This window comes from Acinetobacter sp. HZNU-JH01 (assembly GCF_037996845.1).
GTDB lineage: Bacteria > Pseudomonadota > Gammaproteobacteria > Pseudomonadales > Moraxellaceae > Acinetobacter > Acinetobacter haemolyticus.
This window is the reverse complement of sequence record NZ_JBBMZX010000001.1, coordinates 1,404,064-1,419,158: the sequence shown is the minus strand read 5'-3', so window position 1 is coordinate 1,419,158 and position 15,095 is coordinate 1,404,064. Positions and strand designations below refer to the sequence as shown.

General features: G+C 39.4%; 13 protein-coding genes. 3 read left to right on the top strand and 10 right to left on the bottom strand.

The window, feature by feature from the left end:
- Window positions 1–5: 5 nt before the first annotated feature.
- Together AAC851_RS06780 and AAC851_RS06775 are read right to left on the bottom strand one after the other, a co-directional pair.
- Window positions 6–1,181 (bottom strand): acetate/propionate family kinase, encoded by a 1,176-nt coding sequence (locus tag AAC851_RS06780; RefSeq protein ID WP_004640913.1) that lies wholly within the window; start codon window positions 1,179–1,181, stop codon window positions 6–8.
- 303 nt (window positions 1,182–1,484) lie between these two features.
- Complete coding sequence (locus AAC851_RS06775; protein WP_004640911.1) at window positions 1,485–2,750, bottom strand: glutamate-5-semialdehyde dehydrogenase; 1,266 nt, start codon at window positions 2,748–2,750, stop codon at window positions 1,485–1,487.
- Window positions 2,751–3,103: 353 nt separating this feature from the next.
- Between AAC851_RS06775 and AAC851_RS06770 the strand changes: the two genes are divergently transcribed.
- Window positions 3,104–4,414: an alpha/beta fold hydrolase gene (locus AAC851_RS06770; RefSeq protein WP_151211589.1), complete on the top strand. Its 1,311-nt coding sequence runs from the start codon at window positions 3,104–3,106 to the stop codon at window positions 4,412–4,414.
- Between the two features lie 65 nt (window positions 4,415–4,479).
- Here AAC851_RS06770 and AAC851_RS06765 read toward each other — a convergent pair whose 3' ends face one another.
- Both AAC851_RS06765 and nagZ read right to left on the bottom strand, forming a co-directional pair.
- Window positions 4,480–5,322: a class I SAM-dependent methyltransferase gene (locus AAC851_RS06765; protein WP_004640907.1), complete on the bottom strand. Its 843-nt coding sequence runs from the start codon at window positions 5,320–5,322 to the stop codon at window positions 4,480–4,482.
- A 319-nt stretch (window positions 5,323–5,641) separates the two neighbouring features.
- Window positions 5,642–6,664, bottom strand: a complete 1,023-nt coding sequence (nagZ, locus tag AAC851_RS06760; protein ID WP_005088267.1) for a beta-N-acetylhexosaminidase — start codon at window positions 6,662–6,664, stop codon at window positions 5,642–5,644.
- 248 nt (window positions 6,665–6,912) lie between these two features.
- Here nagZ and AAC851_RS06755 point away from each other — a divergent pair, with 248 nt between their 5' ends.
- The gene (locus AAC851_RS06755; protein ID WP_075314748.1) at window positions 6,913–9,096 is read left to right on the top strand and encodes a carboxy terminal-processing peptidase; all 2,184 of its coding nucleotides are present in this window, start codon (window positions 6,913–6,915) and stop codon (window positions 9,094–9,096) included.
- 72 nt (window positions 9,097–9,168) lie between these two features.
- On the opposite strand, the gene AAC851_RS06750 is transcribed toward AAC851_RS06755, so the two are convergent.
- The 5 genes from AAC851_RS06750 to AAC851_RS06730 form a co-directional block, all read right to left on the bottom strand.
- Window positions 9,169–9,612, bottom strand: coding sequence for a DUF2147 domain-containing protein (locus AAC851_RS06750; protein WP_075314751.1), 444 nt, complete (start codon window positions 9,610–9,612; stop codon window positions 9,169–9,171).
- 88 nt (window positions 9,613–9,700) lie between these two features.
- Entirely contained in the window at window positions 9,701–10,369 is a 669-nt protein-coding gene (locus AAC851_RS06745; protein ID WP_004640897.1) for an LrgB family protein, read from the bottom strand.
- A 10-nt stretch (window positions 10,370–10,379) separates the two neighbouring features.
- On the bottom strand, window positions 10,380–10,742 hold the full coding sequence (locus tag AAC851_RS06740; RefSeq protein ID WP_004640895.1) for a hypothetical protein: 363 nt from the start codon (window positions 10,740–10,742) through the stop codon (window positions 10,380–10,382).
- Between the two features lie 74 nt (window positions 10,743–10,816).
- The gene (gene hflX, locus AAC851_RS06735; protein WP_100833215.1) at window positions 10,817–12,157 is read right to left on the bottom strand and encodes a ribosome rescue GTPase HflX; all 1,341 of its coding nucleotides are present in this window, start codon (window positions 12,155–12,157) and stop codon (window positions 10,817–10,819) included.
- 74 nt (window positions 12,158–12,231) lie between these two features.
- Window positions 12,232–12,372, bottom strand: a complete 141-nt coding sequence (locus AAC851_RS06730; RefSeq protein WP_004640892.1) for a hypothetical protein — start codon at window positions 12,370–12,372, stop codon at window positions 12,232–12,234.
- A gap of 199 nt (window positions 12,373–12,571) precedes the next feature.
- On the opposite strand from AAC851_RS06730, the gene AAC851_RS06725 reads away from it, so the two are divergent.
- Complete coding sequence (locus tag AAC851_RS06725) at window positions 12,572–13,402, top strand: lysophospholipid acyltransferase family protein (RefSeq protein ID WP_100833216.1); 831 nt, start codon at window positions 12,572–12,574, stop codon at window positions 13,400–13,402.
- Here the strand turns inward: AAC851_RS06725 and AAC851_RS06720 are convergent.
- Window positions 13,395–14,957: a phospholipase D family protein gene (locus AAC851_RS06720; protein WP_227553777.1), complete on the bottom strand. Its 1,563-nt coding sequence runs from the start codon at window positions 14,955–14,957 to the stop codon at window positions 13,395–13,397. The two genes, AAC851_RS06725 and AAC851_RS06720, sit on opposite strands and share 8 nt — an antisense overlap.
- Window positions 14,958–15,095: the final 138 nt, after the last annotated feature.

Here is a 15,095-nt window from a genome sequence, read left to right as displayed (position 1 = left end):
ATTGGTTAATTAAGTTGTCCAAGCACTTGGCGCGTTTCTTTGGCAATCCTTCCTTCTTCATCGGTTGGGATGACCCAGATTTGTGGACCTGTACCATGATCAATCCGACCTTCGGTACCACGTGCTAAGCTATTATTTTTTTCTACACTAAATTGCAAACCAAAGTGTGGTAGATAGGCTACGGTTTTCTCACGAATATTGGCAGCGTTCTCACCAATACCACCTGTAAAAATTAAACCATCTAAACGAGGGAGCCCACAACTTAAAGCTGATAAAGATTTAGCGAGACGATAGCAGAAGACTTCGATTGCGAGAGTTGCACCTTCATGCCCATTTTCTGAGGCTTCAACTAGGGTTCGCATATCATTAGAAAGATCAGATAAACCCAGTAAACCGCTTTCTTTATTCAACATATTGTCGATTTTCTGAATATCCCATCCTAGATTATTGGATAAGAACAAAGGGAGGCTTGGATCAACATCCCCACTTCGGGTGCCCATAACGACACCTTCTAGCGGTGTCATTCCCATAGAGGTATCAATACTTTCACCATTCCAGATTGCACAGGTTGAGCTGCCATTACCAAGATGTGCACTGAGCCATCCACCTTGATTTTTTTGGCCAGCTAATTCACTTGCTCGCTCTGAAACATAGGCATGACTCGTACCATGGAAGCCGTAACGGCGAACTTGATAATCTGAGTATAAAAACTGTGGTAGTGCATAACGATAAGCACGTTCAGGCATAGTTTGATGAAAAGCAGTATCAAAGACAGCGACTTGAGGTAAATGTGGAAATAGCGCTAAGGTGGCTTCAATACCAATTAAATTGGCTGGATTGTGTAGCGGTGCTAAAGGAACCGCATGACGAATACGATCAATGGTGTCCTGCGTTAAACGTTCAGCATGTGTCATGGTCCCACCATGTACCACTCGATGTCCGATCGCTTGAGGATTATAATTTGCTAGACGAGCTAATAGCGTTTCAAGTGCTTTGGCGTGATCTGCGTAAGGGATGGATAGTTCAAGTGGTTCACCACCGATTGTGATGCCTTTAATCCGTGCATCAGCCGCGCCTAAATTTTCTGCCAAACCGTAAATACGATCTTCACGACGTTCTGAGATCAGGGCATATTTAATAGATGAAGAGCCACAATTAATTACTAATACTGATATAGCCACGTTTGAACACCTAACCAATTTTAAATTTTATGATAAGCATTTTGAGTTTACGATCATCGAAGAACAGTAAAAACAAGCGCAATGTTTTAACATGAGGTGTTGCATTGGCAAAATAGACTTTAGCCTATACAACTTTTTATAAATCAACGGAATTAATATTTTTTCAGTATAGTTTGTAAATAAGAAATACTTTTGATTAATCTGTTGGTTTTCACTATTTTTTTGTATGAAAATATATAAAAACACGATAAAGATCAAATGAATGAACTTTATCGTGTTTTGGTTTAACTAGATGAGTTTTAATTATTGACGGATTTGACCATCACCAAAGACGATCCATTTCTGAGAGGTTAATCCTTCAAGACCTACAGGACCACGGGCATGAATTTTATCAGTAGAAATACCGATCTCAGCACCTAACCCATATTCAAAGCCATCTGCAAAACGAGTTGATGCATTGATCATTACAGAGCTTGAGTCAACACGCGCTAAGAACTCTCGCGCTAGACTAAAGTTTTCAGTAATGATGGCATCTGTATGATGCGAACCATATTTGTTGATATGTTCGATTGCTTCATCCATGCCTGTAACCACTTTTACCGCAAGGATTGGTCCTAAATATTCGGTATACCAATCATCTTCTGTCGCAGTTTTAACAGAAACACCTAAGATACGTTGTGTCTCTGGGCAGCCCCGTAACTCGACCTGTTTCTCGGCATATAATTCGGCAATATGCGGTAAAAATTCCTCTGCAATTGCTTCATCGACCAATAAAGTTTCCATTGCATTACACACCCCATAGCGATGGGTTTTGGCATTTAATGCAATTGGAAGTGCTTTTTGCAGATCTGCTTGAGCTTCAACAAACACATGACAGTTACCGTCTAGATGCTTAATAACAGGGATACGTGCTTCTTGACTAATACGTTCGATCAGGCTTTTTCCACCACGCGGTACAATCACATCAACATATTCAGTCATGGTAATCAGATGACCAACTGCTGAACGATCTGGTGTATCAATCACTTGAACGGCATGTTCTGGCAAACCTGAAATTTGCAAGCCATGTTGAATCGCGGTTGCAATTGCTTTGTTGGATTCAAGAGCTTCTGAACCGCCACGTAAAATAATGGCATTACCAGACTTTAAAGCTAAAGACGCTGCTTCAAGTGTAACATTTGGACGTGATTCATAGATCATGCCAATGACACCCAATGGGACACGCATTTTACCCAATTGAATACCTGATGGACGATAAGCGAGATCGGTAATCTCTCCAATAGGATCAATTAAGGCGATGACATCTTTTAAACCTTGAAGCATTCCTTTAAAACGCGCGGGTGTAAGTTCTAAACGGTCTAGCAAGGCAGTGTCTAATTGTTTTTGACGACCATTTTGCATATCAATTTGATTGGCCGCTAAAATTTGTGTTTGGTTATTTTCCAACGCTGTATAAATCGCAGACAAAGCATGGTTTTTAAGATGAGTTGATGCACTCATTAAAACACGAGAAGCTTGGCGCGCTTGAATACCCACTTGTTGCATATAATTTTCAATAGAATCTTGCATAGCATTTTAAGGATTGCCTGTACTAATAAGATAGTAACAGTCAAATGCAGAACAATGAATAGGCGGAACTGACAATTCAAAAAAATTAAAAATGTTAATTGAAGCAAATTTTTTTATTTTAGTGCGATAGAGATATTGAATATAAAACGGAGATTACATATTTTGCAAAAGATTATTGGATTAAACAAGATAAGTGGTAAAGGAAATGATTGCGTATAAAACGTGCATTTGTATAGAATGAAAAAGTATAGGATAAATGTAATACAAATTTTATAAATTTGTTAACTTGCAAGTATAAATCGCTGACAATGAGGTTCTTGCATCAAAAAAATAAACAAGGATGGAGGAAGGACATGAATTCCATTATCCAAATGGACTCGGATTTAAATCATACCTACACAGGGTTTGGTTTTTTCGACATCTACAATAAAAACAGTTTTAAGCAACCAGCACGCACAACATGGATTGATGGTTGGAAAATTGAATATATGGCGATTGCAGATCCTAAAACGATCTATAACACGCCGATTGTAATTGTCGGGGGCGCATTTCAAAACTTTAACTCTTATAAATATTGTGTTGAGCAACTTTTTGAGAGTGGTCCTGTTATTTTAATCGATTTACCATCCATGGGTGCAAATCAACAAATTCGTAATGTTGATACTGGTGAATCTGCAGGTGTTTTAGAATTGCCAGACTTATCAAAAATGCTTGGTCAATGGCTTGATATTGTAGGAATCGATAAAGTTTCCATGATGGGAATGTCTTTGGGATCGGTGGTTGCTTCTTCGTTTGCACATCAACGTCCAGAACTTATTGATCGTATGGTGTTGATGGGTGTCATGCAAAAGACACGTAAAAGTTGGCGTATGCTACTTGAAGAGTCGTTGCATCTCATGCGAGAGGATCGCATGGAAGAGTTTGGGCAAGCTGTTATTTTGTATTTGGTTAATCATGCCAAATTGGATAAAACACGCATGTCACCGACGGCAAAACGTTTGTTTTTTAGACAGATGGCGGAGTTTAGTGCAACCGAGCGTGAACGTTACGAGATCAATTGCAATCGTTTATTGCGTCTAAGTGATGTGCCTGTGCCGCAGTGTAAAACATTGGTTGCAGCAGGGCAGTACGATAGTTTTACTTTACCTCATGAAAATGCGGACTTTGCACTTCAATGTCAAGATATGCAGTTTGCTTTGATTGCCAATGCAGATCATGTACCACAATTACAACGCCGTAAAGAAACGATGAATTTGTTTACCTCATTCTTGAAGGGTGAATCCATCGATGACCTTGATGGCATTATTACCATGACACGTGAGGAAATGAAACAAATCGAACGTCGTGGTGAAGAACGTATTCCCGTCTTGCAACCAGAAACTAAACTAACACATCGTTATTTAGATACTGAAGTTTTAGTTAAAGTCGTTGATATCACTTTCTTTGGTGTGTATTTAAAACTTGATGACTTAGAACAGCTTGATTCTGTTAGCCAACATCCGCGTGATTTAGCTTTACATTTAGCTGATGAAGAAGGTGAGTTTAAAATTGAATGCTTAACTTTCGAAGCAACAGCGCAAGGATTACGTATTTTGTTTAAACATGGCAATTTCGATGTTGCTGAGCGTTTAACACGGTTTATTGAGCGTCAAAAACAGTCGTAATTTTAGCTTACGATTTGTAAAAAAGAGAAGTAGATCATTTGATCACTTCTCTTTTTTCTTGTGGGTTAGTTATTACTTGCTTGAATGGTCCAAACCAGATCACCTAAATGTTGTTGTTTATTTTCCAGTATTTTTTGCTCGAAGAATTGTTTAGGTTGCAAGACTGTTACTTGTTTAAAACCAGCTTCATAGAAAAACTGCTCAACTTCTGATGGTGTTTGAAAGTGAAAACTAAATGCACTGCGAGACATCCATTTGAGTAAGCGGCTGCTATTCCAAATAATTGTGGCAAGTTTGTTTTGCGTTGGTTCTGGATAAAGATCAGTAAGATAATGAAGTTCGATAAAATCTTTTCCATAAGTCGCAATGGATTGGATCAATTGGTGTAGTAAAGGCTTATCAAAATAGTTAATTAAACCTTCGCTAATAATCACCAATGGGCGTTTCGAATCAAATACGGCAAAGGCGGCTGCAAATGCCTCTGTAAATAAGTCTACTGATAGTACATCTTCGACATTTTCTTCGATTTGTTGTAATGCGGCTTGCTTGGTTGCAGCCATATCAGGTAGATCGAGTTCACGATAAACAATATCTGGATAGTGTTGTCTAAACCACCAGCCACGCGGAGATAAGCCACAAGCAATTTCAAGTACCTGCAAGTCTGGATGTTGGCGGATGAGTTGCTCTAAATGGGCATCTAGCATAGTGTGGCGTTGCTTGAGCGTGGTGCGCATGCTACCGCCCACATATTTTTCCGCCCAACTTTCAATCGGATGGACTAAAGCAGCAAGTGTTTTTCCTTTGGCTGTTGCAAGAGAGGGATGTGAAATCCCCATCTGATACCAAATATAGCCTGTGTAGTGTGCGGTAAATGAAATGTGGCGATGTTTTGAAAGTTGTTGTGTCATCTGTCCTAGACTCTATTTTTTCCTAATTTAGATATAAAATTCATCTCTTTAAAATATAGAGTGTTTTGACTACATCTTGATTTAGGTTTGTTATTTACTATCGTGGGGTGGCATGGATGCCGCTGTTAGGGCAGCCTTGCGCTGTTTTCAAAGCGTTGCTTTGAAATGGCTCAGGATGTACCCTCAGACTAACAAAGGATTTTTGCTTACTTTTCATCCCTGAAAAGTAAGTCGAGCCGAAGTCCAAATCATTTAATCGGATGAGCTCTCGGCAAGATTCCATCGTGTGAATAGAACAATTAAAAAAATCTAATCAAAGTTAGAACGAATTCTTAAATTCTTCAATGACTTTTCTGACGTTGTGCCAGTTTTCATCGTCTAAAGTTAATGTCGTGCCGATTTGAATATTTGGAATTTTGCCACGCATACGCTCTAATCGTTGTTGATTTGGCAACGCCAATTCTTGGATTCCATCCAGAGCTGTACATGCAGCATCACGGTCATTGCAGACTAAGCCCATATCACAACCTGCACTTAATGCCGCTTGAATCCGTGCATCTGCACCGCCAGCAACACATGCCGCTTGCATACTTAGATCATCGGAGAATAAAACTCCGTCAAATTTAAGTTCTTGGCGAAGAATTGTTTGTAGCCAAAATGGAGAGAATCCAGCAGGGTTTGGATCGACTTGATCATAGATCACATGAGCAGGCATCAAGGCATCAAGTTGTGGCATGAGTTTGATAAAGCTTTGCATATCTTTGTCATAAATTTCTTGATATGAACGGCTATCAATGGCAGCGGCGATATGTGAATCTGCTTTTACCGAACCATGTCCAGGGAAATGTTTGCCTGTGGTAGCCATACCTGCTTTTTTCATCCCACGCATAAAAGCGTCGGCAAGAGGAACAATATCTTGCATATTTTTAGCGAAACCACGATCACCAATCACATCACTGACATCATTCAGATCTAAAACAGGTGCAAAGCTGAAATCAATACCAACAGCTAAAACTTCGGTTGCCATTAACCAACCACATTGTTCTGCTAACTCAATCGCTTGTTGTGGGTTTTCGAGGTAGTGTTCACCGAGTCTTCCCATTGCAGGTAATAAGGTAAAACCTTGTCTCAAGCGTTGTACTCGACCGCCTTCTTGGTCTACGGCAATCAGAATATCAGGGCGTACTTGGCGCATTTGATCGGTTAGGGCGCGAACTTGTTGAGGTGATTCAATATTTCGTGCAAATAAAATCATACCACCGACTTGCGGGGCTTGTAATAGTTCAATATCTTCTTGAGTAAGTTCTGTGCCAGCAATATCTAGCATCAAAGCGCCAATCATATGTATTCCGTTTGAATTTTGATTAAAAAATTGATGAAAAAAACGATAGCAAAATTGTGCAATGATTTGCTACATTTTGTCAGTACAGATTATGATAAAACTACATGATATTGATGATAAATACTTATTGTGAGGTTATTAATAGCACCTGATAAGTATGCAGGCTGATAAAGTGTCGGATGAAATATGTTCTTAATCGCTGTATCAGCGTGTAATAATTGCCATATCCAAGGAAGTACCCAAATTTTATGAAACTTCAAATGATAGCGTGTGCAGTTGCAATTGCGACTGGTGGTTTGTTTTTCTCTCATACAATTAATGAGGCATTTGCGGCAACAGAAGCATCTGCTGTCTCAACGGTGATTAAGCCTACACAAGAACAAGCACTGGTTGCACGTCAGTTAGCAACATTGGTTGATCGCCAACACTACCTTAACATGCGCTTAGATGCATCGACTTCCAACCGCGTTTTGGATATGTATTTAGATAGTCTTGATCCTGATCATTCACTTTTTTTGAGTGGTGAGGTTGAGGAGTATAAAAATAAATATGGTTCAAATTTTGGTAGTTCACTCAAAGCTGGGAATTTAACGGGTCCATTTGAAATTCATGCGCAATATCGTGAACGTTTGAAACAATTTTATGACTTTATGTTGGCTGAGTTGAAAAAGCCGCAAAACTTGCAGCAAAAAGATGTTTATTTAGATCTGAAACGAGAAAAAGCTCCTTATTTCCAGACCACTGCTGAACAGCAAGCGCATTGGCGTAAAATGCTGGTATCACAGTTAATTAACTTAACTATTAGTAAAGAAGAAGAGTTAGCCAAGCAAAAGGCATTAAAAGAAAATCCATCACTTGCAAATGGACAGGATCTGACAGGACCTGAGGATCTTACACCTGTGCAGACATTGACCAAGCGTTATACGCGTCAGTTAGAGCGCATGGCACGTCTAAAAAGTGATGATGTCTTAGAAAAAACTTTGAATGCGATGTTGGCGACATACGATCCACATAGTAATTATTATCCACCAATTGATGCGATGGAGCTGAATCGCCAAACGACTTTGCGTTTAGAGGGGATCGGTGTTTCGATTCGTCCAGAGCGTGGCAATGAAGATTACACTCGGATTGAAACGATCGTCGAGGGTGGTCCTGCAAGTAAGTCTGGACAAGTTAAATCAGGTGATCGCATTATTGGCGTTGCGCAAGACGGCGAGAAAATGGTGGATGTCATCGGCTGGCCAAGCTCTGAAATCGTTGGCTTGATTCGCGGTAAGCGAGGAACCAAAGTGGTTGTACGTTTACTTGGACCAGGTGCTCCGATGAGTCAAGCGCGTAATGTCACTTTAACCCGTGATATTATTCAAGAGGAAGATGCAGGCGTTCGTTCACGTACCATTGAGATCACACGAGATGGAAAGAAACATACCTTTGGTGTGATCGAAATTCCATCTTTCTATTTTGATTACCGCTCTCGTCGTGCAGGAGCAGAATATCGTTCAGTTTCAGTTGATACAGCCAAGGCTTTGGAAGCCCTCAAAGCGAAAAAAGTAGAAGGAATCTTGGTTGACTTGCGAAATGATCCGGGTGGTTCTTTGGAAGAAGTTGCGCGGATGTTGGGACAAGTCATCAAATCTGGTCCTGTAGTTCAGATCCGAGATGGCAACGGTAATGTCAATGTGTTTGAGGACACAGATGGTGGTGCACAAATTTATGCAGGACCATTGGCTGTTCTTGTGAATTTAGCATCTGCATCGGCAAGTGAAATTTATTCTGCTGCGATTCAGGACTATGAGCGTGGTATCGTAATTGGTAGTACCACGACAGGAAAAGGAACTGCACAGGTTCAGTTGGATTCGTTAGCCTATGGGCAGGCAACGCTGACACAACGTAAATTCTATCGTATTACAGGTGGAAGTACCCAGAATAAGGGGGTGATTCCAGATATCAAACTTGTCGATATTTATAACGAGGAGTTTGGTGAACGTAAAGCGAAGAATGCGTTGAAGTGGGATACGATTCCAACAGCACCATTCAAACGAGAGGGTTCGGTTCAACCTTATGTGGCTAAATTATCCCAATTCTCTGCTGAGCGTGTTGCTTTGGATGCACAGTTTAAATATTTAGAGGCGAGAAAGGCAATTGCACAGAAAACCTCTGATCAGAAACAGGTCGTATTAGATATTAACCAGCGTCGTGCAGAACTAATTGATTTAGAAAAGCAGACTTTAGAGGCTGAAAATCAAAGACGTGTAGCATCTGGTCAAAAGCCTTATGCAAATTGGGAAAGTTATCAAGCCTCCATTGATGCTTTAATTGAAGCGCGTGCCAAGATGAAAGCACATCAACGTCCACCTTTACCAGAGGAAGAAGCGTTCGTAACAGAGGCGGCAAATGTTCTGTTGGATTATGCAAAGTTACAAGCACGATAATTTAATCGTGCAAACAAAAAGCCCTATAACATGATAGGGCTTTTTGTTTTGTCTGAGGATTTGTTTTAATCGTTAATCTGCACGAATCCAGATTTGGTTACGACCTAATGCGGATACACCTAGATAGCCGCGTAAATGTAAGCGTTTGCCATTTGCACTTAATTTAGCCCGCATACTGTAAATTTTACCTGTATTCGGATCTAAAATTCGACCATTGGTATAGTTTAGACCTTCACTGTATTTTAGACCTGTGATTACATCTAAACCTAAAATTGGTTTATTGGTATAAGGTGCAGGACAATCTACGCAGGTTTCTTTCGGTGTGTAGCCTGTACGAGGTGTAATCTTTACGATTTTCCCAGCATAGCTGCCATTTGATTCTTGGCGAATTTCAATTAACGCTTTTGGCGCCCCCGTCTTGTCATCAATACTTTGCCAGAGTCCTGTAATATCAACTGCAGAGGCAAAACTGCTGATTGTTGATAAAAGTAAAGCACTTATTAATTTTTTTCCCATGATCAAAAATCCATTTAATGTTCAAGTGCTCTATTATGAGTGATTTGTAATAACTAGTTCAATATTAATATGTGATTTGTGACAAAAATTATGATAGAGATAAAATAAATGTTGGCAACCAAATGGCTGTAAATACACCATTCACCGCCATACCAAATGCAGCATAACGCCCTGCAACAGGACCGCGTTGCCATGCTTGTGCTGTACCAATCGCATGAGCTGCAAGGCCTAATGCTAAACCAGAAGCACGTTCATCATGAATATGTTTTAAGATCCAAGGTGAAAAAGCAGCACCAATAACGCCAGATAAAATCACAATCAGGGTAACCATCATCAAGGGTGCGTGGAGTAAAGTTGCAATGTTTAGTGCGATAGGCGTGGTGACTGCTCGTGTAGCAAAGGCCATGATTGTGGGTTCAGACATATGTAGCAAATAAGCAAGACTCATAGGTAAAGCGACAGCACTGATACTGGCAAAACCTAAAATTCCAATCATGGATTTAATTGGTAAATCATCATAGCGCATTGCAGCAAGTGGTATCGCTAAAGCGACGGTGACATAACCTAGTAAATGATTAAATATACCATTCACGTTATCCATGTAGTGTTCGTAAGGAACTCTTAGGACAGCTAATAGACCAATCACAATAAACATGGCAAATACAATTAATGGAATTTGAGGCATTTTTTTATTGAGAGGCTTAGCAATCAAATAACTAACCAAGGTGATCACGAATCCGTAAATAACCATAAACATATACGAACTCCTATAACCAACGTTTCGCCATTTTGGCGTAAATCCACAATGGCAATAAAGTACTTAGGGTGAGAATAAATAAAAACACAGGAATTTCTTTACCCAAATGAACTAGCATGATCAAGGACCCTGCACAAATCGGTAAAAATGCAAAAGAACTTTCTTTCATGATTCTATTGTTGGTATCAATCAGACGATTGGAAATTTTTCTAAACTTTCTCCAGATTAATAACACGCTAAGTAGGCTAATTAGCCCGACCAAGTTACCGAGTTCTGGATGTTGAAAGAAAGTGGTGATGGCGACAGCTCCTTCACGAAATACAACAATTAATAGAATCGTGTAAAACCAAGCTGTCCAATCGATTTCTTTCATGTTCTCTTTTACCCATGTTTATAACAATGATGAATCGTGTTATTACGCTTGCACGAGAAGCGAGCCCCAGCGACTTATTCCTGTTTAGATTCGAACTCTTCTAAAACACGATGAAATAAGAACGACTTTGCTCCGACAATTTCATCGAGTGGTAAGTGTGCTTGTTTAATCAGTTGTTCTAACTTGTGAGGGGCGATGCATACGGATAAATGCAAGTCACCTTCATCATCATAATGTTCTGATTGAATAACATTCAACGTGTAAAGTTGTGTACGTAGTTTACCGTAAGCAGGCTTGAGGACTAAATCAAATTGTTGTAACTGTCCCATCAGACATTGTTGTACTGCTTGACTGAGTAAATCCAATCCTTGACCTGAATGTGCAGATAGATAAACGCGATCGGGTAGTTCGGGTGCTTTATAGGTGATTTTAGCAGTATCACCACTCAGGTCGATTTTATTGTAGACATGCAAAATAGGTGCATCTGCCCCGATTTCTTTTAGAACTGACTCTACCGCTTCGATTTGTTCAGGCATATTGGGGCTACTACTATCGACAACGTGTAAAAGGAGTGTTGCTTCAAGTGTTTCCTCTAAAGTTGCTTTAAATGATTCAACTAAATCATGTTGTAGATTACGTACAAACCCAACCGTATCAGCGAGTACAACTGTACCAATACCATCCCACTCAAGTCGGCGTAAGGTCGGGTCTAGTGTTGCAAAGAGTTGATCAGCAGCATAGACATCACTTTTTGCTAAAATATTAAATAATGTTGATTTTCCAGCATTGGTATAACCTACTAAGGAAATGGTGGGAATCGCTGCCTTTTGGCGAGCGGCACGACCTTGTAAACGTGTTTGTTGTACTTTAATAAGTTTATCTTTAAGTTGGGTAATTCGGACTCGAATGAGTCGACGATCTGTTTCGAGTTGCGATTCACCAGGACCGCGTAGACCAATGCCACCTTTTTGTTGTTCTAGATTGCCCGTAAAACCTCGAATCAAGCGAGTCGATAAATGCTTGAGTTGAGCCAATTCAACTTGTAATTTACCTTCATGTGTACGGGCGCGTAAGGCGAAGATATCTAAAATTAAGCCTGTACGATCGATGACACGACATTTTAGAACTTTTTCTAAGTTACGTTCCTGAGCAGGAGATAATGAGTGATCGAAGATCACCAATTCAGCATCAAGTGCTCTAACTAATTCTGCAATTTCTTCAACTTTACCTGAGCCAATAAAAAATTTTGGATCAGGTTTCTGACGTTGAACTGAAACATGTTCAAGAATTTCAGCACCTGCGGATTGAGCGAGCAATCGGAACTCTTCAGCATCAAGATCATCAAGAAGTTGAACGGAAACACTGACCAAAATTGCTCGTTCACCATGCTGCTGACGCTGCTCAAAATTTTCCACGCTGTTTATAAATCCTTGGTCTCAAAGTCTTATTCTAGAACAAACTGAAAGTAAAGGGCAAAGACTGAGTAGATTTATATAATATTACTGCGTAAAAGTTCTATAAATCCTACCAATGTTCCAAAATATAAGATTGACCAGCCAATAAACATTCTTAAAGCATAACCGTAAGGTACAGTGGTTTGTGACGTAGATGCTGTTGCTTGAGATTTCATCTGCTCACCTTTTAATTTGAAAATTCGATTTTTAAATTATAATCAATCTATAAAACCATTTAAAATTGAAAAATATTATGCTTACATTCGGTTTTTGTTATGACACAAACTTTTATAAGAGGATATGAGCGTGATATAACTTGATTAATTCAATGTATACATGTTCAGTGTTTTACTGATCCGATGGTTTTAATGATTTATGACTCAAGAAGTATCAACAGCAAAAAGCAGCGCGCCATTAAATTTACTTTCCAAATTTAGTTTATATAGCCGAAAACTAGCAGCAGGCTTAGAAACCATTGGTGAAGGATTTTATCTGATTTATCGACATGGTCTTTACAAAGATCCGAATAATCCTGTGAATACTCGATATGTTCAATATTTTTGCCGACGATTATGTGAGGTCTTTAATCTAGATGTACAAGTGCATGGCAGCATACCTAGAGAACCTTCACTGTGGGTTAGTAATCATATTTCATGGTTAGATGTTGCGGTACTCGGCTCAGGAGCACGTATTTTCTTTTTGGCGAAAGCTGAAGTAGAAAAGTGGCCTATTTTAGGTAATTTAGCTAAAGGTGGTGGAACTTTATTTATTAAGCGAGGCTCGGGGGACTCACTGCGTATTCGAGAGCAAATTACAGATTTTTTAAAACAAGATATTCCTGTCTTATTTTTTCCAGAAGCCACAACTACAGATGGTCGTCAGGTTAAAAAAGTGCATGGTCGCTTATTAGGTGCGGCGATAGAAGCTCAACGACCCGTGCAGATTTGTGTCATTTGCTATGTCAATCAGCAAGGTGAGCTAGATATGGTTGCGCCATTCATTGGTGCAATGACTTTTGTTGAACATGTACAACGTGTGTTGGAAATGCCAAGAGTCACAGCGCATTTATTGACTTTACCTGCAATCTCGGTTGAAGGGCACACGGTGGATAGTTTAACCAAAGAAGTGGATTTAAAGATGCGTGAAGGTCTGAAGAAGTTACACCGTAAAGTTTTAAAAATATTGCCTGAAGAGGATCTTACATAAATCCTTCAATTGGAAGCCATGAAATGACTTTCATACCAGCTCTTTGCCACCATTTCATTTTTGGTTCTTTTCTGTAGATAATCGGGCCTTGAGGTGTTTGGCGTTGCCATGTAATTTTATTATTTGCATCCAAAACTAATTTGTATGCAAATTTGGTAAGGTTCTGATCCATGGTGGTGTGTACGGCTTGAGCAAGTGGTGGGCTATTCAGAAGAACGCCGATTTCGGTATTTAAATATGCCGAGCGAGGATCGAAATTAAAAGAACCAATAAAAACTTGCTTTTCATCGAGTGCCATTAGTTTTGCATGCAAACTAGAGCGGCTTAAACCTTTAAGACTCACTTTTGCTTTTTTGGCCAGTTCTTCCGTCCGCTTATCTAAATCACTTTTGTCTATTGCGGGTAAAAACTCGTAGAGTTGAACCCCTTTTTCGAGTAACTCTTGACGATATTTTCCATAGAATGCATGAACAACGGCAACATCGTTGGCTTTAAATGAGTTGGTGAGAACTCTGACTTCAATTCCATCTTGCGCCAAGTCTGTTAAAACCTTCGTTCCTTTCTTTTCTGGTACAAAATAAGCGGAGATGAGATCGATATTCTTTTCAGGTTGTTCGAGGTGATTGATCAATTGAAAATTTAAATGTTCTTCTTTCTTGGCTTTTGCTCTTATTTTATCTGGAGAGTCTTTGACAACTTCTGCTTTGACCCAGTCGAGTGAAATGCGTTGATTCATTAAACCATTGATGGTCTGTGAGTGATTGGTAATATCTAAGTAGTTTTGCACCGTGGCAAGTTGATAATGTTCATCTAATTGCTGCTTTAAGCTTTCATAGCTAAGGCGATGTGATCGTTGTTTAACGATATCTTTCACATCATAAGCGTATTCATGGTTCCAATAATCATCAAAGGATGCTGAAATATCATTTACCGCTGTGCCAAATAGCATGACATCGACATCAGAAAATTGGAAATTTTCGCTGATATTATAATATTGATTCGTCATATTACGCCCACCAATCAATGCAACTTGGTGATCAGCAATAAAACTTTTGTTATGCATTCGTCGATTGATGCGCTTTAAGTCGAGCACCATATCTATGGCACGATATTTACGAAACCGATAAGGATTAAATAACTTAACCTCAATATTGGGATGTTGAGCTAAAGCTAAAAAAATTCCTTCTGTTTTTTTTGCATTGTTATCATCGATTAATAGTCGAACTTTGACTCCACGATCAGCTGCACGTATCAGTGCATGTAAAGCAAGAGCTCCAACTTTGTCGTTATCCCAAATATAATATTGTAGATCTAAGCTTTTTTCTGCTTTATCGATCAGACTTAAACGGGCAGATAAGGCTTCTAGTGGTTCAAATAATACATGGTAACCTGTCAGTGCAGGGTGCTGGGCTTGTAGAGGTTGGATGACCTGAGCCAGTGATGTTTCTGAGTGTTCAGTTTGAATGCTTATAGAGGGTGTTGATGGTGTTTTATGTTGGGGTAAAGTACTACATCCACTTATGGTTAAGGCAATTGCACAAGAAAACGCAAGCATGTTTTTATTGTAAGTACTTGTACTTATCTTTGTATGTTTGCCATTTAAATGAGAAAATTGCGTCATAATGGTTACTTATTAAAGGTTGGGTTGAGTATACCATTTCATCGAAAAAGATAAATATAAGATGCAACCTCT

Coding starts and splice junctions, on each gene's coding strand:
- AAC851_RS06725 (WP_100833216.1), top strand. CDS start 12,572: ATGACTCAAGAAGTATCAACAGCAAAAAGCAGCGCGCCATTAAATTTA.
- AAC851_RS06720 (WP_227553777.1), bottom strand. CDS start 14,957: ATGCTTGCGTTTTCTTGTGCAATTGCCTTAACCATAAGTGGATGTAGT.
- AAC851_RS06765 (WP_004640907.1), bottom strand. CDS start 5,322: ATGACACAACAACTTTCAAAACATCGCCACATTTCATTTACCGCACAC.
- AAC851_RS06755 (WP_075314748.1), top strand. CDS start 6,913: ATGAAACTTCAAATGATAGCGTGTGCAGTTGCAATTGCGACTGGTGGT.
- AAC851_RS06740 (WP_004640895.1), bottom strand. CDS start 10,742: ATGAAAGAAATCGATTGGACAGCTTGGTTTTACACGATTCTATTAATT.
- AAC851_RS06775 (WP_004640911.1), bottom strand. CDS start 2,750: ATGCAAGATTCTATTGAAAATTATATGCAACAAGTGGGTATTCAAGCG.
- AAC851_RS06745 (WP_004640897.1), bottom strand. CDS start 10,369: ATGTTTATGGTTATTTACGGATTCGTGATCACCTTGGTTAGTTATTTG.
- AAC851_RS06730 (WP_004640892.1), bottom strand. CDS start 12,372: ATGAAATCTCAAGCAACAGCATCTACGTCACAAACCACTGTACCTTAC.
- AAC851_RS06770 (WP_151211589.1), top strand. CDS start 3,104: ATGAATTCCATTATCCAAATGGACTCGGATTTAAATCATACCTACACA.
- nagZ (WP_005088267.1), bottom strand. CDS start 6,664: ATGATTGGCGCTTTGATGCTAGATATTGCTGGCACAGAACTTACTCAA.
- AAC851_RS06750 (WP_075314751.1), bottom strand. CDS start 9,612: ATGGGAAAAAAATTAATAAGTGCTTTACTTTTATCAACAATCAGCAGT.